The 23,454-nt window shown below is 69.9% G+C and carries 24 protein-coding genes and 1 pseudogene; 8 read left to right on the top strand and 17 right to left on the bottom strand.

The genetic code is table 11. From position 1 onward, the window contains the following. Positions 1–127, top strand: a pseudogene (locus tag LOK44_RS26135) (IS481 family transposase); the annotation flags it as partial. Here LOK44_RS26135 and LOK44_RS26140 read toward each other — a convergent pair. The 7 genes from LOK44_RS26140 to LOK44_RS26170 all read right to left on the bottom strand — a co-directional run bounded on the left by LOK44_RS26140 (position 124) and on the right by LOK44_RS26170 (position 7,009). Continuing rightward, positions 124–1,026 (bottom strand): tyrosine recombinase XerC, encoded by a 903-nt coding sequence (locus tag LOK44_RS26140; protein WP_237573182.1) that lies wholly within the window; start codon positions 1,024–1,026, stop codon positions 124–126. The pseudogene LOK44_RS26135 and the gene LOK44_RS26140 overlap by 4 nt on opposite strands. Positions 1,027–1,179: 153 nt before the next feature. Further along, the gene (locus tag LOK44_RS26145; RefSeq protein ID WP_237573012.1) at positions 1,180–2,340 is read right to left on the bottom strand and encodes an alpha-hydroxy-acid oxidizing protein; all 1,161 of its coding nucleotides are present in this window, start codon (positions 2,338–2,340) and stop codon (positions 1,180–1,182) included. A 23-nt stretch (positions 2,341–2,363) separates the two neighbouring features. Beyond that, the gene (locus tag LOK44_RS26150; protein ID WP_237573013.1) at positions 2,364–3,215 is read right to left on the bottom strand and encodes a siderophore-interacting protein; all 852 of its coding nucleotides are present in this window, start codon (positions 3,213–3,215) and stop codon (positions 2,364–2,366) included. An 83-nt stretch (positions 3,216–3,298) separates the two neighbouring features. Further along, the gene (dprA, locus tag LOK44_RS26155) at positions 3,299–4,453 is read right to left on the bottom strand and encodes a DNA-processing protein DprA (protein ID WP_237573014.1); all 1,155 of its coding nucleotides are present in this window, start codon (positions 4,451–4,453) and stop codon (positions 3,299–3,301) included. Beyond that, positions 4,450–5,964 (bottom strand): YifB family Mg chelatase-like AAA ATPase, encoded by a 1,515-nt coding sequence (locus LOK44_RS26160; protein ID WP_237573015.1) that lies wholly within the window; start codon positions 5,962–5,964, stop codon positions 4,450–4,452. The genes dprA and LOK44_RS26160 overlap by 4 nt, the downstream gene beginning before the upstream one ends. After that, positions 5,964–6,335 (bottom strand): YraN family protein, encoded by a 372-nt coding sequence (locus tag LOK44_RS26165; protein ID WP_237573016.1) that lies wholly within the window; start codon positions 6,333–6,335, stop codon positions 5,964–5,966. Before LOK44_RS26165 ends, LOK44_RS26160 begins: the two co-directional genes overlap by 1 nt. A gap of 290 nt (positions 6,336–6,625) precedes the next feature. Beyond that, entirely contained in the window at positions 6,626–7,009 is a 384-nt protein-coding gene (locus LOK44_RS26170) for a heme-binding protein (RefSeq protein ID WP_237573017.1), read from the bottom strand. Positions 7,010–7,385: 376 nt separating this feature from the next. Here LOK44_RS26170 and LOK44_RS26175 point away from each other — a divergent pair, with 376 nt between their 5' ends. From LOK44_RS26175 to LOK44_RS26200, 6 genes are all read left to right on the top strand, one after another. Then, entirely contained in the window at positions 7,386–7,724 is a 339-nt protein-coding gene (locus tag LOK44_RS26175) for a DUF8820 family protein (RefSeq protein ID WP_237573018.1), read from the top strand. 9 nt (positions 7,725–7,733) lie between these two features. Continuing rightward, positions 7,734–8,675 carry a hypothetical protein gene (locus LOK44_RS26180; RefSeq protein ID WP_237573019.1) on the top strand — a complete coding sequence of 314 codons (942 nt, stop codon included), beginning with the start codon at positions 7,734–7,736 and terminating at the stop codon, positions 8,673–8,675. 98 nt (positions 8,676–8,773) lie between these two features. Next, complete coding sequence (locus LOK44_RS26185; protein ID WP_237573020.1) at positions 8,774–9,799, top strand: iron ABC transporter substrate-binding protein; 1,026 nt, start codon at positions 8,774–8,776, stop codon at positions 9,797–9,799. A 49-nt stretch (positions 9,800–9,848) separates the two neighbouring features. Beyond that, positions 9,849–11,417, top strand: coding sequence for an ABC transporter permease (locus tag LOK44_RS26190; protein WP_249784195.1), 1,569 nt, complete (start codon positions 9,849–9,851; stop codon positions 11,415–11,417). Further along, entirely contained in the window at positions 11,414–12,478 is a 1,065-nt protein-coding gene (locus LOK44_RS26195; protein ID WP_237573021.1) for an ABC transporter ATP-binding protein, read from the top strand. The genes LOK44_RS26190 and LOK44_RS26195 overlap by 4 nt, the downstream gene beginning before the upstream one ends. A 7-nt stretch (positions 12,479–12,485) precedes the next feature. Beyond that, positions 12,486–14,981 (top strand): AMP-binding protein, encoded by a 2,496-nt coding sequence (locus LOK44_RS26200; protein WP_237573022.1) that lies wholly within the window; start codon positions 12,486–12,488, stop codon positions 14,979–14,981. On the opposite strand, the gene LOK44_RS26205 is transcribed toward LOK44_RS26200, so the two are convergent. From LOK44_RS26205 to rplS, 8 genes are all read right to left on the bottom strand, one after another. Then, entirely contained in the window at positions 14,947–15,759 is an 813-nt protein-coding gene (locus tag LOK44_RS26205; RefSeq protein WP_237573023.1) for an acyl-CoA thioesterase, read from the bottom strand. The two genes, LOK44_RS26200 and LOK44_RS26205, sit on opposite strands and share 35 nt — an antisense overlap. Next, positions 15,756–16,961: a CoA transferase gene (locus LOK44_RS26210; RefSeq protein ID WP_237573024.1), complete on the bottom strand. Its 1,206-nt coding sequence runs from the start codon at positions 16,959–16,961 to the stop codon at positions 15,756–15,758. Before LOK44_RS26210 ends, LOK44_RS26205 begins: the two co-directional genes overlap by 4 nt. A gap of 48 nt (positions 16,962–17,009) precedes the next feature. After that, positions 17,010–17,783, bottom strand: coding sequence for an HAD-IIA family hydrolase (locus LOK44_RS26215; protein WP_163918184.1), 774 nt, complete (start codon positions 17,781–17,783; stop codon positions 17,010–17,012). Between the two features lie 49 nt (positions 17,784–17,832). Further along, entirely contained in the window at positions 17,833–18,636 is an 804-nt protein-coding gene (locus tag LOK44_RS26220; RefSeq protein WP_237573025.1) for an SDR family NAD(P)-dependent oxidoreductase, read from the bottom strand. Between the two features lie 35 nt (positions 18,637–18,671). Then, the gene (locus tag LOK44_RS26225; protein WP_066983311.1) at positions 18,672–18,977 is read right to left on the bottom strand and encodes a DUF2469 domain-containing protein; all 306 of its coding nucleotides are present in this window, start codon (positions 18,975–18,977) and stop codon (positions 18,672–18,674) included. Positions 18,978–19,018: 41 nt separating this feature from the next. Continuing rightward, a complete protein-coding gene (locus LOK44_RS26230) occupies positions 19,019–19,741 on the bottom strand; it encodes a ribonuclease HII (protein WP_308192800.1) in 723 nt (240 codons plus the stop codon). Between the two features lie 8 nt (positions 19,742–19,749). Continuing rightward, a complete protein-coding gene (lepB, locus tag LOK44_RS26235) occupies positions 19,750–20,505 on the bottom strand; it encodes a signal peptidase I (protein ID WP_237573184.1) in 756 nt (251 codons plus the stop codon). A 112-nt stretch (positions 20,506–20,617) separates the two neighbouring features. Next, entirely contained in the window at positions 20,618–20,959 is a 342-nt protein-coding gene (gene rplS, locus LOK44_RS26240) for a 50S ribosomal protein L19 (protein ID WP_163918188.1), read from the bottom strand. A gap of 334 nt (positions 20,960–21,293) precedes the next feature. On the opposite strand from rplS, the gene LOK44_RS26245 reads away from it, so the two are divergent. Then, a complete protein-coding gene (locus LOK44_RS26245) occupies positions 21,294–22,238 on the top strand; it encodes a serine hydrolase (RefSeq protein WP_237573026.1) in 945 nt (314 codons plus the stop codon). Here LOK44_RS26245 and trmD read toward each other — a convergent pair. Continuing rightward, complete coding sequence (trmD, locus tag LOK44_RS26250) at positions 22,235–22,912, bottom strand: tRNA (guanosine(37)-N1)-methyltransferase TrmD (RefSeq protein ID WP_237573027.1); 678 nt, start codon at positions 22,910–22,912, stop codon at positions 22,235–22,237. The genes LOK44_RS26245 and trmD overlap by 4 nt on opposite strands. Before the next feature lie 7 nt (positions 22,913–22,919). Beyond that, on the bottom strand, positions 22,920–23,447 hold the full coding sequence (rimM, locus tag LOK44_RS26255) for a ribosome maturation factor RimM (protein WP_237573028.1): 528 nt from the start codon (positions 23,445–23,447) through the stop codon (positions 22,920–22,922). Between the last annotated feature and the right edge of the window lie 7 nt (positions 23,448–23,454).

Here is a 23,454-nt window from a genome sequence, read left to right on the forward strand (position 1 = left end):
CGACGCCGAACGCTGCGCCGAATACCCACGATGGCTGCACACCTACAATTACCACCGCGGCCACACAGCACTCGGGGGTCAACCACCCGCCAGCCGCGTACCTAACCTCTCAGGTCAGTACAGCTAGGCGCGGGGGTGGGCCTGATCGTGCACGGCACGCAGCCGGGCCACGGTGACGTGGGTGTAGAGCTGCGTGGTCGCAAGGTTCGAATGGCCCAGGATCTCCTGGACGACGCGCAGATCGGCGCCGCCTTCGAGCAGATGGGTCGCCGCGCTGTGCCGCAGGCCGTGCGGCCCGATGTCGGGCGCGCCGTCGACGGCCGCCATCGTCTGGTGCACCACGGTGCGGGCTTGGCGTGGGTCGATGCGCCCGCCGCGGGCGCCGAGAAGCAGTGCCGGGCCCGATGATTCGGTAGCCAGCGTGGGCCTGCCGCCCGAAAGCCACGCCTGCGTTGCGCGCAGGGCGGGTTCGCCGAACGGCACGGTCCGTTGCTTGTCGCCCTTGCCGAGGACGCGGACGAGCCGACGGGAAATGTCGACGTCATCGACGTCGAGGCCGCACAGTTCGCTGACGCGGATGCCCGTCGCGTAGAGCATCTCGACGATCAGTCGGTCGCGCAGTGCCAGCGGGTCGCCCTGCTGCGCACCGGAATCCAACGCGTCCATTGCGTCGCGCGCCTGATCCTGCCGAAGCACCGCGGGCAGCGTGCGATGCGCGCGCGGCACCTGCAGGCGGGTCGCCGGGTCGACGTCCATCAGGCCCCGTCGCGACGCCCACGCGGTGAACGTCTTGATTGCGGAGGTGCGGCGCGACAACGTGGTTCGTGCTGCTCCCGCCGTCGCTTGAGCCGACAGCCACGACCGCAGCAGCGGCAGCGTGAGGTCGGACGGCTTGGCATCGGGCCTGCGCTGCTCGACGAACCCGAACAGCGAGCGGAGGTCACCGAGGTACGCGCGCCGGGTGTGTTCGGAGCGCCCGCACTGCAGCGCGAGGTACTCGTCGAACTCCTCGAGCACGGCGGTCACGTACGGCGTCACTCGTCCACCGTGGCAGAGTCCGCTTGCGCAGCGGGATCGGCACTCGCGGGCGTGACACTTTCGATACCTGCCGTTTCCCCGCGAGCGTGCGTGTCTGCGGGCGACACGCCGGGCAGAGACCCGAGTTCGCGCACGCTCGCGCTAGTGGACCGGTCGCAGCGACTCCGGCGTCAGGTCGGCGAGCGTCGGATAGCCGTCGATGCCCATGATCAGGTCGGCCTCGGCGAGCAACGACCGCAACACGTGCACCACCCCGTCGGTACCGCCGAGGGCCATGCCGTAGGCGTACGGCCGCCCGACGCCGACGGCCGTGGCGCCGAGGGCGAGCGCCTTCACGATGTCGGCGCCGCTGCGGATGCCCGAGTCGAACAGCACGGGCACGTCGCCGGACGCCTCGACCACTGCGGGCAGGCAGTCGATCGCGGGCAGCCCGCCATTGGCCTGCCGGCCACCGTGGTTGGAGCAGTAGATGCCGTCGACTCCCCCGTCGATGGCGCGCCGGGCATCGTCGGGATGGCAGATCCCCTTGACCAGCAGCGGCAGCTTGGTCAGCGAACGCAGCCACGGCAGGTCGTCCCACGACAGTGAGTTGCCGAACGTCGAAACCCATTGCAAGACAGCACCTTGCGGGTTCTCCTCCGGCGACTGCGCCAGGCGGGACCGGAACACCGGATCGCTGGTGTAGTTCGACAGGCAGTGTCCGCGCAGTTGCGGGAAGTTCGACGTCGACAGGTCGCGCGGCCGCCAGCCGGGCACCCAGGTGTCGAGCGTCACGATGATGCCCTTGTACCCGGCGGCCTCGGCGCGGTGGACGAGGCTCGCGGCGAGCTCGCGGTCCTTCGGCGTGTACAGCTGGAAGAACCCGGGGGTGTCGCTGAACTCGGCGGCCACGTCTTCGAGCGGGTCGGCCGTCAGAGTGGACACGACCAAAGGCACCCCGGTGCGCGCCGCGGCCCGGGCAGCGGCCAGGTCGCCGTGGCCGTCCTGCGCGCAGATGCCGATGACCCCGATCGGCGCCATGAACACCGGCGACTCGAGCTTCAGACCGAACAGGTCGACCGTGAGGTCGCGTTCGGTGGCGCCGACGAACATCCGCGGCATCAAGCCCCAGCGCTCGAACGCCGTGGCGTTGACCCGTTGCGTGCGTTCGTCTCCCGAGCCGCCCGCCACGTAGGACCAGACCGACGGCGGCATCGCGGCCTCGGCCTTCGCCTCCAGTTCCGCGAAAGCCATCGGCAGCGACGGCACGATGCCGGAGAGGCCCTGCAGGTAGATCTCGAGCTGGTAGTCACCGAACGCCATGGGGTCAGCGTGCCAGCCCGGTGTCAGTCGCCGGCTTGCGCCTCCGCCTTGGCGAGTTCGGCCTTCCACTGCCGGAAGGTCTCCTCGGTGCGGCCGCGACGCCAGTATCCGGAGATCGACGCCCACTTCGCGTCGACGCCGCGTTCCTTGCGGATGTATCCGCGGAGGTTGTGCATGACGGCCTGCGCCTCACCGTGGATGAAGACCTGCGGCTGGCCTGCCAGCCACGGCGTCTCCTTGACCGCGGCGATGATCGGCGCGTGGTCGCCCGCGTGATCCTCGGGTACCAGATCGGCGCGGCCACCTCGGTAGACCCAGCGGACCTGTACGCCGTCCGGTGCGGTCAGCTCGATCTCGTCATCCGGGCCGCTGACCTCGATGTAGGCGAAGCCGCAGGCGTCGGCAGGCATCGCCTCGAGCGCAGCGCTGATCGCAGGCAAGCCGGCCTCGTCGCCTGCGAGCAGGTGCCAATCGGCGGCCGGGTCGGGGGCGTATGCGCCGCTCGGACCCATGAGGTAGGCGGGCTGGCCCGGCTGGGCCGCCGCGGCCCAGGGGCCGGCCACCCCGAGCTCGCCGTGGACGACGAAGTCGATGGTGATCTCGCGACGCTCCGGTTCGGTGCGGCGCACGGTGTAGGTGCGCACGACCGGACGGTGTTCCTCGGGCAACTCGTTGAAGCTGTCGAGCGTGAGGGGTTGCGGTAGCGCGGTGACGTCGACGTCGTTGCGGACGATCACGAGCTTGACGTACGAGTCGGTGTACTCATTCGGGGTGAAGGTGTCGAAACCGGGGCCGCCGAGCACCAGCCGGATCATGTGGGGCGTCAGCTGCTCGCTGCGCACCACCTCGAACGTGTGGATCGGGCGCCCTGCCACTCGTACCTCCCTGTCACGAAGCCGCTTGCCAGCCGCGATGTCGTATCTCCCGACTATACGAGCGCCAATCTGCGCTGGGTGGGCTACCGCACGTCCGCCACCGTCGGCCTCGTTAGCTGCCATCGGCCCTGGTGGCGTGTCACCAGGCCGGCGAGTTCCAGCGTCGCCAGCGGGCCCAGCAGCTGCGTGGCGGGAACGCCCGCGGCTTCGGCGAGCTGGTCGACGGTCCTGGCGGCGCGCGCGGGAAACGCCTCGTAAGCCTGCCGCTCGGCGTCGCTCAATCCGTCGAGCGGTGTCGTCGGATGCTCTGGTTCGGCTTCGAATTCGCCCATGCGGCCAACGTATTCGACGAGATCGGCAGCGCGGGTCACGAGGTTGGCACCCTCGCGCAGCAGCACGTGGCAGCCGGCCGACGCAGCCGACGTCACCGGACCGGGCACCGCGCAGACGGGCCGACCCAGCGCCTTGGCCCACGCCGCGGTGCTCGCGGCACCGCTGCGCAGCCCGGCCTCCACGACGACCGTTGCGCCACTGCACGCGGCGACCAGACGGTTGCGCGCGAGGAATCGGTGTCGCGCCGGTCGCACGCCGGGCGGGTATTCGGTCAGCAGCAGACCCTGCTCGCCGATCCGACGAAGCATCGTCTCGTGTCCCTTGGGATAGAAGACGTCGATGCCTCCGGCCAGCACCGCTGCCGTGAGCCCCTCGCAGGCCAGGGTGGTGCGGTGTGCGACGCCGTCGATGCCGTAGGCGCCGCCCGACACGACCGCGACGTCACGCTCGACGAGCCCGGCGGCGAAGTCGGACGCGACGTGTTCGCCGTACGCGCTGGCGGCACGGGTGCCGACGATCGCGCAGGCCCGTTCGGTCGCGTCGACGAGCCGTTCGGGACCGATTGCCCACAGCACCATCGGCGGCTGGGTCTGCGCCCGTGGGCGTCCGGTCGCGCCATGGAAGGCCCCGAAAGCCAGGTGTGGCCACTCGGAGCAACCCGGTGTCAGCAACCGTCCCCCCAGCCGGTCCAGCAGGTTCAAATCCTCATCGGCGCAGTTCATCTCGCGACGTGCCGCAGTGAGCGACAGCAGGCCGTCCTCGACGTGGCCCCGTCGGACCAACTCTGCCGCCTCGACCGGACCGACGTCGGCAACCAGATCGGCCAGGTCGGCGCACGGCGGCTCGGCGACGCGCGACAGGTACGCCCAAGCCCGCGCTTCCTCGCGGGTCATGTCGCCGGTCATCGCGTCGACCCCGCACCGCGGAAGCTGAGCGCCGTGGTGACCTCGTCCAGCCCCGGCGAGGTCAGACCACCCAAATCGGCCAAAGTCCAAGCAACCCTCAGTGTCCTGTCGAGCCCTCGCACGCTCAATGCGCCGCGATCGAGCGCGCTGCTCAACGGCGCCATCGCCGCCCGCGACGGCCGATACCGCCGCCGCAGCAGGGACCCTCCCACTTCGGCATTGGTGTGGAAGCCGTGCTCGGCCCACCGTTCGGCCGCGGCGGCTCGCGCGGCCGCCACCCTGGCGCGCACCTTCAACGTCGACTCCCCCGTCGCCTCCGCGGCGATGGCACCGGACCTGATCGGGTGCATCTCGACGCGCAGGTCGACGCGATCGAGCAGTGGGCCCGAGAGCTTGCCCAGGTACCGGCGTTTGATCGCGCCCGGGCACACGCAGTCCTGCGGATCGGCTGGCGCGCACGGGCAGAGGTTGGCCGCCATGACCAGTTGGAAGCGCGCTGGATAGCGGGCCACGCCGTCGCGTCGTGCCAGCCGGATCTCGCCGTCCTCGAGCGGTGTGCGCAGCGCTTCGAGCACGCTGGTCCCGATCTCCGCGCACTCGTCGAGGAACAGCACGCCACGGTGGGCCCGGCTGACCGCTCCCGGGCGGGCCATCCCCGACCCGCCACCCACCATCGCCGCGACCGACGAGGTGTGGTGCGGAGCGACGAACGGCGGGCGGGTGATCAGCGGCGCGTCACCCGAGAGCAGACCCGCCACCGAGTGAATCGCGGTCACCTCCAACGACTCGTCGGGCGACAACTCGGGCAGCAGTCCCGGAAGTCGTTGCGCCAGCATCGTCTTCCCGATCCCGGGCGGGCCGGTGAGCATCAGGTGATGCGCGCCGGCGGCGGCCAGCTCCACGGCGAAACGGGCAGTGGTCTGACCGACCACCTCGGCCAGATCGGCCACCACGTCTGGCGAATAGGGCGGGGCCTCGATGCGCCCGTCCAGATCGGCCTTGCCCTCCACCCACTCCTGCAGGTGCCGCAACGTGCGCGCCCCGAACACCTCGATGCCCTCGACGAGACTGGCCTCGGCGAGGTTGGCGAACGGGACCACCACCGTAGGCACGCCCTCGCGCTTGGCCGCCAGCACCGCGGGCAATACCCCGTGCACCGGACGCACCCGCCCGTCGAGCGCCAACTCGCCCAGCAGCACCGTCTTCTCCAGCCGCGGCCACGACGCCTTCCCCGCCGCCGAGAGCACCGCCAACGCCAGCGCGATGTCATACAGCGACCCAGTCTTGGGCAACGTCGCCGGCGACAGCGCCAACGTCAGCCGCGCCATCGGCCAGGTGTTGCCGCAATTGGTCACCGCCGCACGCACTCTGTCGCGCGACTCCTGCAGCGCCGCATCCCCCAACCCGACCAGATGCACCCCCGGCAGACCCGAGGTGATGTCGGCCTCGATCTCCACCAGATGCCCCTCGAGTCCGCGCACGGCCACAGAGAAGGCTCGACCCAGCGGCATCACCCCACCCCACGCAGGTGCGTGAGTTCCGGAGTGCCGCCCGGCGCGATCCGCACGCCGATCACGTCGATGCGGATCTGCGACCAACTCCCGCTCTGTGCGGCCAGCCACAGCCCCGCCAACCGACGCAGCCGCCGCACCTTGGTCGGCGTCACCGCCTGGGCGACGCCGCCGAACCCGTCACCGGAGCGGGTCTTGACCTCAACGAACACCACCGCACGCTCCACCGGGTCGGCCGCGATCACGTCCAATTCGCCCCAGCGGCACCGCCAATTGCGGGTCAGCACCCGCCAACCCAACGACTCCACGTGGTCTACCGCCAGTTGCTCGCCGAGCGCTCCGAGCTGAGCGCGGGTCAAAGGATGCGTCATGGCGACAACGCTGCTCACCAACCACGACACCCACGCGCCGCTCGACGCCATTCATCCCCAGACGCCAGTTCATCCACAGCCCCACCACGCCCACCGCGCCCACCGCGCCCACCGCGCCCACCGCGAGCGTGCGCAAACTCAGGTTTTCGACCGGCGTGTCGCCCGCAGACACGCACGCTCGCGGAAGGACGTCACCACCGCAGTACGCAACCACTCCCAAGCAACACCCCCACGAAACGCAGACCGCCGCCGCAGCTTCGGGCTGCGGCGGCGGTGCGATCTACTGCTGGTTACAGCTCGTCGACGAGCATCTGCAGCTGGGCGGGCGACACGGAGACGCCGCACTGGTTGCGCAGGTCCTTCAGCGGCGCGACGATGCGCTGCAGGTCGAAGTACTCGTTGGTGTTGGCCGTGAAGTAGGCCCGCACCGAGGACTCGGCCTCACCGGCGGGCTGCGTGGCCGCGCGGGTCAGCACGTCGTTGGCACCGGGGTGCGCGTCGAGGTACCGACCCGCTTCACCCAGCACGCCGCTGGCGGTGTTGGCGTAGCCGCTGGCGTTGCACGGGGCTGCGCTGGCGGCCGGCATCGCGACGGTTCCGCCGACGACTCCGAGGGCACACGTGGCGACGACGCCGGCGATTCCCCGGCGCACAGTCGTATTCATCGATTTCATCAGTGAATTCCTTGCTTCGATTTCGTTGGGCAGATCCCCCTACCCACGAGCCAACGTACCGACGCTCGGCACCCCGAAATGGGACTCACGAGCCCGCGAATCGCGCATTTCAAGAGCGTTACATCGCACGGCGTGACATTCGCCGCAATCTCGTCGGTATCTCTAAAGCACCGCTAAGACCTTGCCGCGGAAATTAAGGATTCGGCGACACGCGGCGATGCAATCGTGACCGTTCCGTGATGCGCCGGTCGATGATCATCGATCAACGGCCACAGACGTTTTCGCCGTCAGCGTACAGCTCCGGGCCTGTCGGACCCCAGCGCTACGTTCACCCCGTCCCCCGCGCCCATCCCCGCCCTCACGAGGAGAACCGTCGATGCACAACCCCATCCGCCACGGCGAAGTCATGCTGCTTCCCGTCCGGTCCGCGCCTGCAGGCACCCGCGAGCAGGTCACCACCTGCATCGTCGGGCACAGCGAGTCCGGCCATCACCACGTGCTCGACGGCGACCGGGAGTTCGCGAAGATCGTCGCCGCCAACGGCGACGTCTTCGTCGACCTCGACGAACCCACCCGGCTCGTCCACCTCAAGGACCACGACCGGCATCGCGAACTCGAGGTGCCTGCGGGCGTGTGGCGGGTGCTGCGCAAGACGGAGTTCGACATCGGCGCCACGGTCGACCGGAACCCCCGAACGCGGTACGTCCAGGACTGACCCGGGCCGATGCCGTTCGACGGTCCCGTCGTCCCCGACGCGGTCGCGCGGTTCTGCGACACCCGCGGCCTGACACCGACCAAGCTCAGCGTCGTCGCCAGGTTGAGCCGAGCGCTGACGATCGCATCGCACCACGGGACGGACCCGCGGTGGCGGACCGTGCCGTACTGGGCGGCCGACGACGACCCGGGTCGGACGCTGTTCGGCCACCTCCTCCCGCAGGACCTCGACCCCCTGCCGCGCGACGACCCGGGCCGCACCATCGGTGACCGCGTCCTCGCCGCCGAACTCAGGCGCCGCCGCGAGCCGACGGCACGCTGGACCGAGCACAACGCGGTCGTCGCCGCCGACCGGTGGGCACGGTTCTCGCGGTCGATGAGCGCGGCCCGCAATGCCGGGCTGGGCTGGCTGGTCCCGGTGCGCGGCGAGCTGCTGGCCGTCCCCCTGCCGGCGATCCGCACGGCGGAGGGGCGGCCCGACGTCCTGCACGACGACACCGGAAGGCCCGCCGTCGAATGGCAGGACGGCACCGGGACGTACTTCTTAAACGGCGCCGAATTCGACGAACGGCACTACCGCAAGGTGATCGCCAGCGAATTGCTCATCCAGGACATCGCCCAACTGCCGAATGCCGATCAGCGGTCCGTCGCCCTGACCTATCTGTCGTTCGAACGCCTCGTCGTGGACTCCGATGCCGAATTGCTCGACGTCGGAGTGCGCGGTACCAAGCTCTATCGATTGCCGCTGCCATTTCGCATTCGCCGCGACCGCGTCGTGGGCTACGGCCTGTACGACTACTTCATCCACATGCGGGACGCGAGCCATCCCGAGCGCGAGTTCGTCGAGTGGGTGGACCCGGCGATCGGCGCCCAGCGCAAAGCCGAGCTGTGTCAGGCGCACGCGTTCGGCATCACCCTGTCGGAGTGGCTCGCCATCGATCAGGAGGGCTGAGCGGCACGCGTCACGGAAGCGCAACCGGCCACGCAAGCTCCTAGGGCTCCTAAGGGTATGTTCGTTAGGCAATCCTCACCTTGCAGAAAGGCCGGTCGATGTCAGCCCGTCGTAGTCGTTGGAGTCGCATCACCGCACTGGGGGCCGCCGTCGCGCTGGCAGCGGGCCTCACCGCCTGCTCGTCGTCGGAGGAAGAGGACGGCCTGCTGGTCTACAACGCGCAGCACGAGTCGCTGACCAAGGAGTGGATCGAGGCCTTCACCAAGGAGACCGGTATCAAGGTCACCTACCGTCAGGGCGGCGACACCGAACTGGGCAACCAGCTGATCGCCGAGGGCGACTCGTCGCCTGCCGACGTGTTCCTCACCGAGAACTCGCCCGCCATGGCGGCCGTCGAGAAGGACGGCCTGTTCACCGACGTGGACCAGGCCACCATCTCCCAAGTGCCGCCGCAGTTCCGCCCCGCCACCAACAAGTGGACCGGCGTCGCCGCGCGCACGACGGTGTTCGCCTACGACAAGACCAAGCTCACCGAGGCCCAGTTGCCGCGGTCGATCATGGATCTCGAGAAGCCGGAGTGGAAGGGCCGCTGGGGCGCCCCGCCGGTGAAGCCGGACTTCCAGGCCATCGTTGCGGCGATGCTCGAACTCACCGGTGAGCAGGCCACCAGCCAGTGGCTCGCGGGCATGAAGTCGGGCGCCGAGATCTACTCCGACAACATCGCCACGCTGCGCGCCGTCAACGACGGCCAGGTCGAGGGCGGGATCATCTACCACTACTACTGGTTCCGCGATCAGTCGCAGACCAAGGAGATCTCGGGCAACACCGCGCTGCACTACTTCCGCAACCAGGATCCCGGCGCGTTCGTCTCGATCTCCGGTGGCGGCATCCTGAACTCCAGCAAGAAGAAGGCAGACGCCCAGAAGTTCCTCACCTTCATCACCAGCAAGGCCGGCCAGGAAGTGCTCGAGAAGGGCACCTCGTTCGAGTACCCCGTGGCCAGCGGCGTGCCCGCCAACCCCGCGCTGGTGCCCCTCGCCGACCTGCAGGCACCCGCCGTGAACCCGTCGAACCTCGACGCGCAGAAGGTCACCGACCTGATGACGAAGGCGGGCCTGCTCTAGATGGGTGGCTGACGTGGTCACCCCCACCGCGACGGCCGTCGATGCGGCCCTGATCGACGACGCCCTGCCCCCGTCGGAGACGACCGGCCGAGCCTCCGCCACGCGGCCCGGGCCGGTTCTCACCGCCGGTGTGGTGCTGCTGGTCGTAGCGACGTTCGTGCCGATCGGGTACGTCGCGTGGTCGGTGGTGTCGTTGGGCCCAGCGCGGGTGTGGGAACTGCTCGCGCGGCCGCGCGTGCTCGAACTGTTCGTCAACACCGTCGGTCTCGTCGTCGTCACGGTCCCGATCTGCATCGTGCTCGGCGTGGGCGCGGCATGGCTGGTGGAGCGCTCCGACGTCCCCGGCCGAGCGATCTGGCGGCCGCTGTTCGTCGCTCCCCTTGCGGTGCCCGCGTTCATCAACAGCTACGCGTGGGTCAGCGTCGTCCCCACCCTGCACGGCTTCTGGGCGGGCATCCTCGTCGCCTCGCTCTCGTACTTCCCGTTCGTCTACGTGCCCGCCGCGGCCACGCTGCGTCGCCTGGACCCCGCGATGGAGGAATCCGCTCGCACACTCGGGTCCAACCCCGCGGCGGTGTTCCGGCGCGTGGTCCTGCCGCAGCTGCGCCTCGCCGTCCTCGGCGGCGGACTGCTCATCGGCGTACACCTGCTGGCCGAGTACGGCGCATTCGCGATGCTGCGGTTCTCGACGTTCACCACCGCGATCTTCGAGCAGTTCCAGGCCACGTTCGACGGCGCGGCGGGCAGCACGCTCGCCGGCGTCCTCATGCTGCTGTGCCTCGTGCTGCTCGTCGGCGAAGCCGGCGTCCGCGGCAACGCCCGTTACGCCCGGCTCGGTTCCGGCGCCCAGCGCACGTCGCTGCCGCACCGTCTGGGTGGCATGACGCTGCCCGCACTGGCGGCCCTGGCCGCCCTCGCCGTGCTGTCGCTCGGGGTGCCGGTGTGGACGATCGTGCGGTGGCTGTGGATCGGCGGCAGCGACGTGTGGACGCTCGGCGAGATCGTGCCGTCGACCGTGCAGACCGTGGCTCTGGCCGCCGGGGCAGCCGCGCTGACGACGGTGCTGGCCTTCCCGTTCGCCTGGATTGCGGTGCGGCACCGCGGGTTCTTCGCCCGCTTCGTCGAGGGCTCGAACTTCGTGACGAGCTCGATGCCGGGCATCGTGACCGCGCTCGCGCTCGTCACCGTGGCGATCCGCTTCGCACCGCCGCTGTACCAGACGGCGACGCTGGTCCTCGCCGCCTACGTGCTGATGTTCATGCCCCGCGCGATGGTGAACCTGCGGTCGGGTCTGGCTCAGGTGCCGCCGACGCTGGAGGAGGCGTCGCGCTCGCTCGGCGTATCACCCACCCGCACGCTGTTGCGAGTCACGTTGCGGCTCACTGCACCTGCGGCCGCAGCGGGCGCCTCGCTGGTGTTCGTCGCCGTGGCGACCGAGTTGACCGCCACCCTGCTGCTGGCACCGACGGGCACCAACACGCTGGCGATGCGGTTCTGGTCGCTGTCGAGCGAGCTGGCCTACGCCGGCGCCGCACCGTACGCGCTGCTGCTCGTGGTGCTCGCGGTCCCGGTCACCGTCGTGCTGTTCCAGCAGTCGAGCAGGGCGGCCGCGCTATGACGAACGCGCTCGACGTCAGCGGTCTGGTCAAGTCCTTCGGCAGCCACACCGTGCTGCACGGCATCGACCTCGGCGTGACCGCGGGCACCATCACCGCCGTCGTCGGCGCCTCCGGCTGCGGCAAGACTACGCTGCTGCGCCTCGTCGCCGGCTTCGAGAACCCGGACGCCGGAACGATTTCCATCAGCGGACGCCAGGTGGCTGCCGCCGGACGCAGCACGCCCGCGCATCGCCGCGACGTGGGGTACGTAGCGCAGGACGGCGCCCTGTTCCCGCACCTGACCGTGGGTCAGAACATCGCCTACGGGTTGTCGGGGCGCAAGCGCTCCTCGGAGCCCCGCGTCGCCGAACTCCTCGCCACCGTTGCCCTCGACGAGTCCTACGCCTCGCGCCGCCCGCACGAACTCTCCGGTGGGCAGCAGCAGCGCGTGGCGCTGGCCCGGGCGCTGGCCCGCCAACCCGCGCTCATGCTGCTCGACGAACCGTTCAGCGCCCTGGACACCGGCCTGCGGGCGTCGACCCGCAAGGCCGTCGCCGCACTGCTCTCCGACGCCGGTGTCACCACGTTGATCGTCACTCACGACCAGGAGGAGGCGCTGTCGATCGCCGACCAGGTGGCGGTCATGCGCGACGGCCGGTTCACCAAAGTCGGTACGCCGCAGGCGGTGTACCGCGAACCCAACGACCGCTTCACCGCCGAGTTCCTCGGGGACTGCGTGCTCCTGCCGTGCACGGTGGCCGACGGGGTCGCCACCTCCGCGCTGGGCCGCCTGCCGGTGCGCGGCTCCGTCCCCGACGGCGGCGGCACGCTGATGCTCCGCCCGGAGCAACTGGAGGCGACGGCCGTCTCCGACGACGACCTCGGCGACGGTATCGCGACGATCCTGGCGTCGGAGTTCCGCGGCCACGACGTCATGCTCACCGTGGACCTCGGCGGCGACGCAGCGCCGATCACCGTCCGCCAACACAGCGTCGCGCCGCCTGCGGTCGACGCCAAGGTCCGCATCCACGTCACCGGCGGCGCCGTGGTGTTCGGCGACCGCCCACGCGACGGCGGCTGACGGCGTCATGATGTTCGAACGGCTCGTCGACCACCTCGCCTGCCACGGCGACGACGTCGCGTTGATCACGGCCGAGAAGACGCTCAGCTACGCCGAACTCGCGACTCGGGTCGCCGCGCGGGCCGCCGAACTGGGCGCGCGGCGCAAGCTCGTCCTGCTCGAGACCCGCAACGACCTTCCCACGCTGGTGACCTACCTCGGCGCGCTCGCCGGCAAGCACGTCGTGCTGCCCGTCCCTGCGGGCGGCGACCACCGGTCGGTCGTCGAGACCTACCACCCGGACGTCATCGTCGCCGACGGGGTCATCACCGAGGGGCCATGCCACCGTCCCGCCCCCGAACTCCACCCGGACCTCGCTCTGCTGCTCTCGACGTCTGGCAGCACCGGCTCCCCCAAGCTGGTGCGGTTGTCCCGGTTCAACCTGGCCGCCAACGCCGAGTCCATCGCCACCTACCTCGACATCACCCGAACCGACAGGGCCGCAACCACTCTGCCGATGTCGTACTGCTACGGGCTGTCGGTGATCCACAGTCACCTGCTGCGCGGGGCCGCACTCGTGCTCACCGACCTGTCCGTCGTCGACGACGACTTCTGGGAGTCGTTCCGCACCAACGGCGCTACGTCGTTCGCGGGCGTACCGCACACCTTCGAACTGCTCGACCGGATCGGCTTCGAGGCGATGTCGCTGCCGAACCTGCGCTACGTCACCCAGGCCGGCGGACGGCTCGACCCGGGCCGCGTGCGGCGGCTCGCCGATCTCGGCGCACGCTCGGGGTGGCGGTTCTTCGTCATGTACGGCGCCACCGAGGCCACCGCGCGCATGGCCTACCTGCCGCCGGAACTCGCCCACGACCATCCCGAGTCGATCGGCGTTTCGATCCCCGGCGGCTCGTTCCGCATCGAACCGGTCGAAGGCATGCCCGACGGCACGGGCGAACTCTTCTACCGCGGACCGAACGTGATGATGGGCTACGCCCACACCGCCGCCGAACTCGCCTCCGGTGCCGGCGTCGAGGAACTGCGCACCGGCGACGTCGCCTGCCGACGCCCCGACGGCCTCTACGAGGTGGTGGGCCGCAGCGACCGGTTCGTGAAGCTGTACGGACTGCGCATCGACCTACAACGCGTCGAATCGGCCCTGCACGCCGACGGCGTCACCGCGATCTGCACCGACGGCGACGGCCTCCTGATCGTCGGCGCCGCCGACCGTCCAAGGGACTGCGACGTCGCAGCCGCGGCGGCCGACGCATCCGGGCTTCCCCGGGCGGCGGTCCGGGTCGTCGACGTCGACGAGATCCCGCGACTGCCCACCGGCAAGCCGGACTACCGCACCCTGCGGGAGCGCGCCGCCGAGCGGACGACCGACGACGCCCGCCTCGACCTGCGTGGCCTGTTCGCCGACGTGCTGCAGATCGACGCGGCCGACATCGACCCCCGCAGCAGCTTCGTCGACCTCGGCGGCAACTCGCTGTCCTACGTGGCCATGTCGGTACGGCTCGAACGTGCACTCGGGCACCTGCCGGCGGACTGGCAGCGACTTCCGTTGAGCGAACTGGAAACCGCCCGCAAGACCCGCCGATGGTGGGGAACGACACTCGAGACCAGCGTGGCGCTGCGTGCGGCGGCGATCATCCTGGTCGCCGGATCGCATGCCGAGCTGTGGGTGCTCTGGGGCGGCGCGCACATCCTGCTGGGCGTCGCCGGATACAACTTCGGCCGCTTCTGCCTCACGCCTCTGCCGCGCGCCACCCGGGTGCGCCACCTGGTCAGCACCATCGGCTGGATCGCCGTGCCGGCCGTCGTGTGGGTGGCAATCGCGCTAGTCGTCACCGACGACTACGCGGCCTCGAATCTGCTGCTGGCCAACAAGTTCCTCGGCCCAGAGGACAGCATGACCGCCGGGCGGTTGTGGTTCGTCGAAGTCCTGGTGTGGGTCCTGGTGGGGTTGGCCCTGCTGTGCGCGACGCGGTGGGGCGACCGCGCCGAACGCCGGTGGCCGTTCGGCGTCGCCGCGGCATTCCTCGCCCTCGGCATGGCGCTGCGGTGGGACGTCTTCGGCATCGGTCTCGGCAAGGCTGCGTGGTTCACCATGCTGGCGTTCTGGTTCTTCGCCATCGGCTGGGCCGCCTCGAAGTCGTCGACAGTGTGGCAGCGGCTCGCCGTGACCGCGGTGCTCGCCGTCGGCATCGTCGGGTACTTCGGCCAGCCCAACCGCGAGGCGCTGGTGTTCATCGGGCTGGCGCTGCTGATCTGGCTGCCCGCCATCCGCTGCCCGTCGGCGTTCACTGTCACCGCCGGTGTGATCGCCGAGGCGTCACTGTTCATCTACCTGACGCACTACCAGGTGTATCCGCTGTTCGGCGAACAGCGGTTCGTCGGCGTGCTGGCCGCGATCGTGGTCGGCATCCTGCTGACCCGTCTGGTGACGGTGACGCGCCGTTGGGTCCGCGGACGCACGCCGAGCGGGCTCAGTCGGCGGCAGGCTGCTCCCGCTCGGCGATGAGCCCCTCCTGCGCGAGCGTGGCCGCGATGACCCCGTCGGACCCGATCAGGCTGCCGGTGATGACGCCCCGGCCGCGCGCAGCCGCCGGCGAGCGGGTCTCCAACAGGTTCCAGCGATCGGCGTGTACCCGCCGGTGGAACCAGATCGACGAGTCGGTGGTGCCGCTGCGGTGCGTGCGGGCCGCCATCGAGTGACCGTGCACGGCCAGCGCCGGGTCGATCATGTAGACGTCGCAGACGTACGCCGCGATCACCGTGTGCAGCAGTGCGTCGTCGGGCACCGGCACGGTCACGCGCCACCACAGCCGCCGCACGAACTCGCCGGTGGACAGGTCGTCGTCGAGTCGGATGTCGATCTCGCCGAGAGGCATCGACGGGGCGGGCCCGGCGGGACCGCTGCGCGGCAGCGCCTCGGGGTCACCGGGCATCGCGTCGCGGCGGCCGTGCTCGGGACCGGCCATCGGCGCGGCGAACGACACGGTGGCGGTGGTCAGCAGGCGCCCGGCCTGGGTGGCGTCGGCGCGTCGCGCGGCAGCGGTGCGGCCGTCGAACACCTCGGTGACGGCGTAGTCGACGGCATCGCCCGCCTCACCGCCCCGCAGGAACTGCAGGTGCATGCTGGTGGGCTGCTTCTGCGGCGCGACCGTGCGGGCGGCCGCGGCGAGACTCTGGCCCATGAACTGACCGCCGAACGCCCGCTTGCCCTCGGGTCCGCTGGCCGGGCCGACCCAGGTGGTCCCGTTGCCGTGGACGTCCAGGAGCGCCAGCAGAGCGCTCATGCCACGGTCCCCGCGTCGGTCAGCGCCCGGACGTCGTCGTCGGACAGTCCCAGACGGTCGCGCAGCACCGCCGCGGTGTGATCTCCGAGTTCCGGTGCGGGCACCGCCGGCGGGTAGGTGCCGTCGATCGCCACGGGGAGGCCGGGCGCCAGATGCGTGCCGACTCGCGGCTGATCGAGCGAGGTGAACAGCGGGTTGTCGGTCACCTTGGCGTCGGTGACGACGTCGGCGAAGGTGCGGTACCGCTCCCACAGGATCGACGTCGAGGACAGTGCCTCGGATACCTGGGCAGCGCCGTGCGCGGTGAACCATACGGTGAACAGCCCCGTCAGCGCGTCGCGGTGCCGATAGCGGTCGCCCTCGTCGGTGAAGTCCGCACCCAGCGCAACGCCAAGGGCGGCAACGGCCTTGGTGGTCCCGGTCAGCTCGGTCAGGTCACGGAAGTGCCGTCCAGTCAGCGCCACCACCATGAACGACTCGCCGTCGGAGCTGGTGAAGTGCTGACCGTACTGGCCGTAGATGGAGTTGCCGATCCGGGACCGCGACGTGCCGTTGACCATTACCTCGGTGAGGAAGCCGAGGTTGCCCGCCGTGGCGAGCGCGACGTTCTCCAGTGGGATCGAGATGCGCTGCCCGGCCCCGGTCGCGTCACGGTGACGCACCGCGGTCACGACGGCGAGCGCCGTGTACAGCCCGCACGCGACGTCCCACGCCGGCAGCACGTGATTGACCGGGGTCGCTAGCGCGGTGGGGCCGGTGACCATCGGGAACCCGATGCCCGCGTTGACCGTGTAGTCGACGCCCGTGCCCCCGTCGGCGCGGCCGGAGACCTCGACGTGGATGAGGTCGGGCCGGAGCCGCTCCAGCGTTTCGTGCGAATGCCATTGCCGCCCGGCGACATTGGTGATCAGGATGCCGGCATCGGCGATCAGACGCTGGATCAGGTCCTGCCCCTGCTCGGAACGGACGTCGACGGCCACCGACTGCTTGCCCTTGTTGAGCCCTGCCCAGTAGATGCTGGTGCCATCGTCGGTGAGGGGCCACCGGTGGTAGTCGGCGGCACCGCCGACCGGATCGACACGGGTGACCTCGGCGCCCAGCTGGGCCAACGTCATGCCGGCGAGCGGCACGGCCACGAAACTCGAGATCTCGATGATCCGCACCCCGGCCAGCGGCCGGGTGGGGTCGGGTCGGTCGGTCATGCGATCACGATATGGGGCGCGGGGTGCACCGCGGCCACGCACGTCGGGTCAGACGAGGTCGATCACGTCGGCGATGGAGTCGAACACCCGGCTGGGCCGGAACGGATATCGCTCGATGTCGTCGCGCGTCGTGGAGCCGGTGAGCACCAGGATGGTCTCCAGGCCGGCCTCGATGCCCGCGACGACGTCGGTGTCCATCCGGTCGCCGATCATCACGGTGCCCTCGGAATGAGCCTCGATGCGGTTCATCGCGCTACGGAACATCATCGGATTCGGCTTGCCGACGAAGTACGGCTCCCGGCCGGTCGCCTTGGTGATGAGCGCGGCGACCGAACCCGTCGCGGGCAGCGGTCCTTCCGCCGACGGTCCGCTCACGTCGGGGTTCGTGGCGATGAAGCGTGCCCCGCCGAGGATCAGGCGGATCGCCTTGGTGATGGCCTCGAAGGAGTACGTGCGCGTCTCCCCCAGCACGACGAAGTCCGGGCCGACGTCGGTCAGCGTGTAGCCGACGTGGTGCAGGGCCGTGGTCAGGCCCGCCTCGCCGATCACGTACGCCGAGCCGCCCGGCAGTTGGTCGTGCAGGAACGCCGCCGTCGCCAGCGCCGACGTCCAGATCGACTCCTCGGGCACGATCAGCCCCGACCGCGCCAACCGCGCCGCCAGGTCGCGTGGGGTGAAGATCGAGTTGTTGGTGAGGACCAGGAAGGGCCGCTGCCGGTCGGTGAGCGCCTGCAGGAACTCTGCGGCCCCGGGCAGGGCGTGCTCCTCTCGGACCAGAACGCCATCCATGTCGGTCAGCCAGCACTGCGGTGTGGTGCTCATGCGTCCAGTCTGGCAGGTACGACCGCCGCGCTACCGCGCTCGGCTCGACTCAGCGGATCACGGCAGGATGCGGTACCCGCGGCGCGCCGAACGCCTCCCGATGCGACGGCGGCCTGCGGCCACCCTCGTCGGTGATGTCGTAGCGCGCGGCGAGTTCGGCGCCGATGTGCGTGCGTCCGCTGAGTTCGGGGAGTTCGGGGTCGCGGTAGAGCGCGTCGATCACGTAGCCGGTGAACTCCGGTGTCTCGGCGTGTTCGGCGGTGCGGGCCAGCGCGTCGGGATGCCCGTCGAACGCGCGGCGGAACTTCTCGGTGAGCAGGATGCCCATCCAGATCGACGCGGTGGCGACACCCGTCCCCGCGAAGTCGACGGCCATGTCGGCGGCCAGCTTGTCGACGCCCGCCTTCTGCGCCCCGTATGCGGGGCCGTGCATGTAGCAGACCGCCCCGGGTGACGACGTGAACGCGATCAGCCCATGTCCGCCGCGCACCAGCAGCGGTGCCGCATACCAGGACGCGACGTACGCCGATCTGAGGCCGACGTCGAGGACGTCGGCGAGGTGAAGCGGCTTGTCCCAGAACGGCTTCGCACCGGTCAGCTGGTCGTCGATCGCGGCGGCGTTGTTCACCAGCAGGTGCAGCGCACCCGCGTCCCGCTCCACGCGCGCGAACAAGGCCTCGACCTGCGCGTCGTCGCGGTGGTCGACCGGCACGGCGATGCGCCCGTCTCCGGGATCGGTGATGGTGCGCCCCGTGACGTAGACCTGCCAGCCGCACCGCAGCAGCGCGGTCGCGATGCCGAGCCCGGCACCACGGCTGGCGCCGGTGACCACGGCGACGGGTGCGTCGGTCACGTCACTCGGGAAGCCACGTCACTCGGGAAGCCACGTCACTCTGGAAGCCTTAGTTCCGGCTTCTCGACTTCCTCGATGTTGACGTCCTTGAAGGTGATCACGCGCACCTGCTTGACGAACCGTGCGGGCCGGTACATGTCCCAGACCCAGGCGTCGGCGAGGCGAAGCTCGAAGTAGACCTCGCCGTCGGCGTTGCGCGGCACCATCTCGACGCTGTTGGCCAGGTAGAACCGCCGCTCCGTCTCCACGACGTAGCTGAACTGCCCCACGATGTCCTTGTATTCGCGGTACAGCGAGAGTTCCATCTCGGTTTCGTACTTCTCGAGATCTTCGGCACTCATCGGTTCAGCGGTCCTCCGGTCGGTATCCGGTCCATCTTCCCTCAGCCCCATTCCGCGCGCTGCGTCGGCTCCTCGTCGGGCAGGTCCCCGCCTGTCACGACCACCTCGTTCACGTTGCCAGCCCGCCGCACGTTCACGAACGAATACCGGTGCTCGCTGCACGGGCCCAGCTCGGCCAGCGCCGCGGTGTGGGTGGACGTGCAGTACCCCTTGTGGACGGCGAAACCGTAGCCGGGGTGGGTCTTCTCCATCTCGACCATCAGCCGGTCACGACTCACCTTGGCCAGCACGCTCGCGGCGGCGATGCACGCGGCCGCCGCGTCGCCGCCGATCACCGGAAGCGACGGCATCGGCAGGCCGGGAACCCGGAACCCGTCGCTCAGCACGTAGCCCGGTCGCAGCGGCAACCCCGCGATCGCCCGCCGCATGCCCTCGATGTTGGCGACGTGCACGCCACGCCGGTCCACCTCGGTCGAGGGGATGAAGACCACGTGATAGGCCAGCGCATACCTGCGGATCAACGGGAACAGCCGTTCGCGCTCCCGTTCGGTGAGCTTCTTCGAGTCGTCGAGTGCCGCGAGGCTCTCGAGTCGGTTGGGCCCGAGCACGCAGGCGGCGACCACCAGGGGCCCGGCACAGGCGCCGCGACCGACCTCGTCGACTCCGGCCACCGGGCCGAGACCGCCTCGGTAGAGCGCGGATTCGAGTGTGCGCAGACCCGCGGACTTGCGGATCACGGTGCGTGGGGGCCAGGTCAGAGCCACGGGGACACTTACTGAGAGGTCTGCGGATTCACGCTGGACACGCCGCCCCATCGGCCAGGAGGCCAGGCGATGAACCGGGCCTTGCCGATGACGTTGTCCACCGGGACCGTCCCCGCCATGGGATCGCCCGTGCACAGCAGGCCGCGCTGGGCGTCGGCGGGCAGGTTCGTGCAGTGCGCGCGTGAGTCGGCGCTGTGGGTGCGGTTGTCGCCCATCACCCAGAGCCGGCCGTCGGGCACCGTCACCGGTCCGAACTCGTTGCCCAGGCAGGGATAGATGGCGGGGTCGGCCATCATCGTGTTCGCGTCGAGGTACGGCTCGACGAGTTTCTTGCCGTCGACCGTCAGACCGGTCGCCGCGCGGCACTCGACGGTCTGACCGCCGGTCGCGATGATGCGCTTGACCAGATCGTTCTCGTCCGGCGGCACGAAGCCGACCACGGACAACGTGTTCTGCACCCAGCGCAGGGCCGGGTTGTCGGAGCGGATCGACTTGTAGCCGACGTTCCACGCGGGCGGGCCCTTGAACACGATGACGTCACCCGGCTCGGGTTCGCCAAACCGGTAGGTGACCTTGTCGACCATGATGCGGTCGCCGACGCATCCCGGGCAGCCGTGCAGCGTCGGTTCCATCGACTCGGACGGAATCAGGTACGGCCGCGCGACGAACGTGAGCATCACGTAGTACAGGACGATCGCGATCGTCAGGAGGATCGCCGCTTCGCGTAGAGCGCCGCGCTTCTTCTTCGGCGGGTCGGCTTCCACGCCATCGCCAGAGGTTGCGTCGGTCTCGGCAGCGTCTGCGGCGTCGGCGGTTCCGGTCACGCCAACAGAGTAGCCACGAAGGTGATCAAGCTACTGAACCCAGCAGCGCGGGTCAGCGCTTCTCCTTGATCTTGGCCTTCTTGCCGCGCAGCTCGCGCAGGTAGTAGAGCTTCGCGCGACGGACGTCACCGCGGGTGACGACGTCGATGTGGTCGATGTTGGGCGAGTGCACCGGGAAGGTGCGCTCGACGCCGACGCCGTAGCTCTCCTTGCGCACGGTGAAGGTCTCGCGCACGCCACCGCCCTGGCGGCGCAGCACGACGCCCTTGAACACCTGGACGCGCTCCTTGGAGCCCTCGATGACCTTGACGTGCACGTTGAGAGTGTCACCGGGGCCGAAGGTCGGGATGTCGTCGCGTAGCGACGTCTGGTCGACGAAGTCCAGCGTGTTCATCGGAGACACTTCCTGTCGTGTGGGCCCGGGTGCGTCATCGCGGGTAGCGACGCAGCACCAGGCCGATTGTCATGCGTACGTGTTGAGGTGCATCCCGCAGCAGACCGTGGCCATGATGAAGTGAAAGGCCTCGAGCCGTGCGCGGACAACTGCTCAATTGTGCCAGACCGCCCCCCGAGCGGCGAAATCGCGTCGATGCGGATCTCCTCGCCCGCACCCCCGTCGCGGAACGATTAGGCTTACGAGCCGCGGGCCAGGAGCGCGAGCACCCCGCCCGACCGGCCCTGGGGTCGATCTCAGTACGTGCCCAGACTAACCTTCCCGGAGGAGCGCCATGCACCGGCAGCCGTCGAAGCTGCTGATGATCTCGGCCGCAGCCGCAGCCGTCATCACGGTCGCGGCGGGTTGCGAGGCGAGGGTCTACGGCAACCCGCCCCCCAACCCCGAAGCGCCTCAGCTGACCGTGGTCGCACCGCTTGGCGACATGGCACCGTTGCCGGAGGCTCCGCCCGATGAGCCGCCCCGGACGTTCCTCGGCCTGGCCGACCGCGAGCGGCTGGCCACCGCCGAGGCCGCCGAGGCGGGCGCCGACGTCACCACCGCCGTCCTCGACCGCAACACCGGTGAGCTGATCACCAACGGCAGCAACGAGACCATCGCCATCGCGTCGGTGGTCAAGCTCTTCATCGCCGACGACCTGCTGCTGCAGGTGTCCAAGGGGCAGACCGAACTGTCGCCCGCCGACCGCAAGATGCTCGACGTCATGCTGAGGTCGTCCGACGACAGTGCCGCCGAGGTGTTCTGGAATCGCAGCGGCGGAAGCGCCATCATCAACCGCGTCGTGGCGCGCTACGGGCTCGGTTCGACGCGGCCGCCCAGCAACGGCCGGTGGTTCAACACGATCAGCACGGTGACCGACCTGGTGCGCTACTACGACATGATGCTGGCGGGCACGGGCGGACTGCCGTCGGAGCAGGCGAGCATCATCCTGTCCAACCTGGCGGCGTCGACGCCGACCGCGCCCGACGGCATGGTGCCCGGCGGCGTGTACCCGCAGCGCTTCGGCATCCCAGAGGGCCTGCCCGGTGAACCCGTGGCGGTCAAGCAGGGCTGGATGTGCTGCGTCGGCGGCGACTGGATGCACCTGTCCACCGGTGTGGTCGGCCGGGACCGTCGCTACGTCATCGCGATCAGCTCGATGCAGCCCGCAGGCGCGGAAGAGGCGCGTCGGACCATCACGCAGGCGGTCAAGACGATGTTCCCCGAGGGCCGGATCTAACCGAGCAGGTCCGGCCGGCGCTCCCTGGTTCGCTCCAGTGACCGTTCCCGCCGCCACGCCTCGATCTTCGCGTGGTCGCCCGAGAGCAGCACCGGCGGCACGTCGAGGCCCCGCCAGCTGGCCGGCCGGGTGTAGCTCGGCCCTTCGAGCAGCCCGTCGGAATGCGAATCCTGTTGATGCGAGGCCGGATTCCCGATGACGTCGGGCAGCAGACGGACGACGGCTTCGAGCATGACCAGCGCCGCGGACTCGCCGCCGTTGAGGACGTAGTCGCCGATCGACACCTCCTCGACCCGCATGTGCCGCGCGGCGTCGTCGGCGACGCGCTGATCGATGCCCTCGTAGCGGCCGCAGGCGAACACCAGGTGCTGTTCGATGCTCCACCGCTGGGCGGTCGCCTGGGTGAACAGCCGACCCGCGGGCGTCGGTACGACGAGAAGCGAGTCGGGAGTGCAGACCTCGTCGAGGGCGGCGCCCCACACCGGTGCGGTCATCACCATGCCGGGCCCTCCCCCGTACGGGGAGTCGTCGACCGAGCGGTGCACGTCGTGCGTCCACCCGCGCAGGTCGTGCACGCCCAGTCGCACCCGGCCGGACTCGATGGCCCTGCCGGGCAGCGACTGTCGCAGCGGCGCGAGGTAGTCGGGGAAGATAGTGATGACGTCGACGCGCACGTCGCGCCTACAGGTCTTCGAGATTCAGCAGACCGTCCGGCGGGTCGATCTCGATCAGCCGATCCTGCCGCGACACCGACGTCACGATCGCTCCGACGAACGGCACCAGCACCTCGCCGCCCTCGCCGGTCTTGACCGACAACAGCTCCCCCGCTGCGGTGTGCAGGACCTCGGCAACGACGCCGACGTCGGCTCCCGCGACCGTACGCACCCGCAGTCCCTCGAGTTCGTGATCGTAGAACTCGTCGGGGTCGTCGATGGGCGGTAGGTCGGCGGTGTCGACCAGGAACAGCGTGCCGCGCAACGCGTCTGCGGCGTTGCGGTCGGCGACGCCCTCCAGGCGGACCAGCAGACGGCCCGCGTGGTCGCGAACGGACTCGACGACGAACGGTCGCTCGGGTCCGTTGCGACCCACCTTGCCGCGCAGCGTGATTCCCGGGGCGAACCGGGTGTCGGGGTCGTCGGTGCGAACGTCGACGACCACCTCACCGGTCACGCCGTGAGCCTTGGCGACCCGACCGACCACGAGGTCCATGAACGGT

This window comes from Mycolicibacterium lacusdiani (genome assembly GCF_021916785.1).
GTDB lineage: Bacteria > Actinomycetota > Actinomycetes > Mycobacteriales > Mycobacteriaceae > Mycobacterium > Mycobacterium lacusdiani.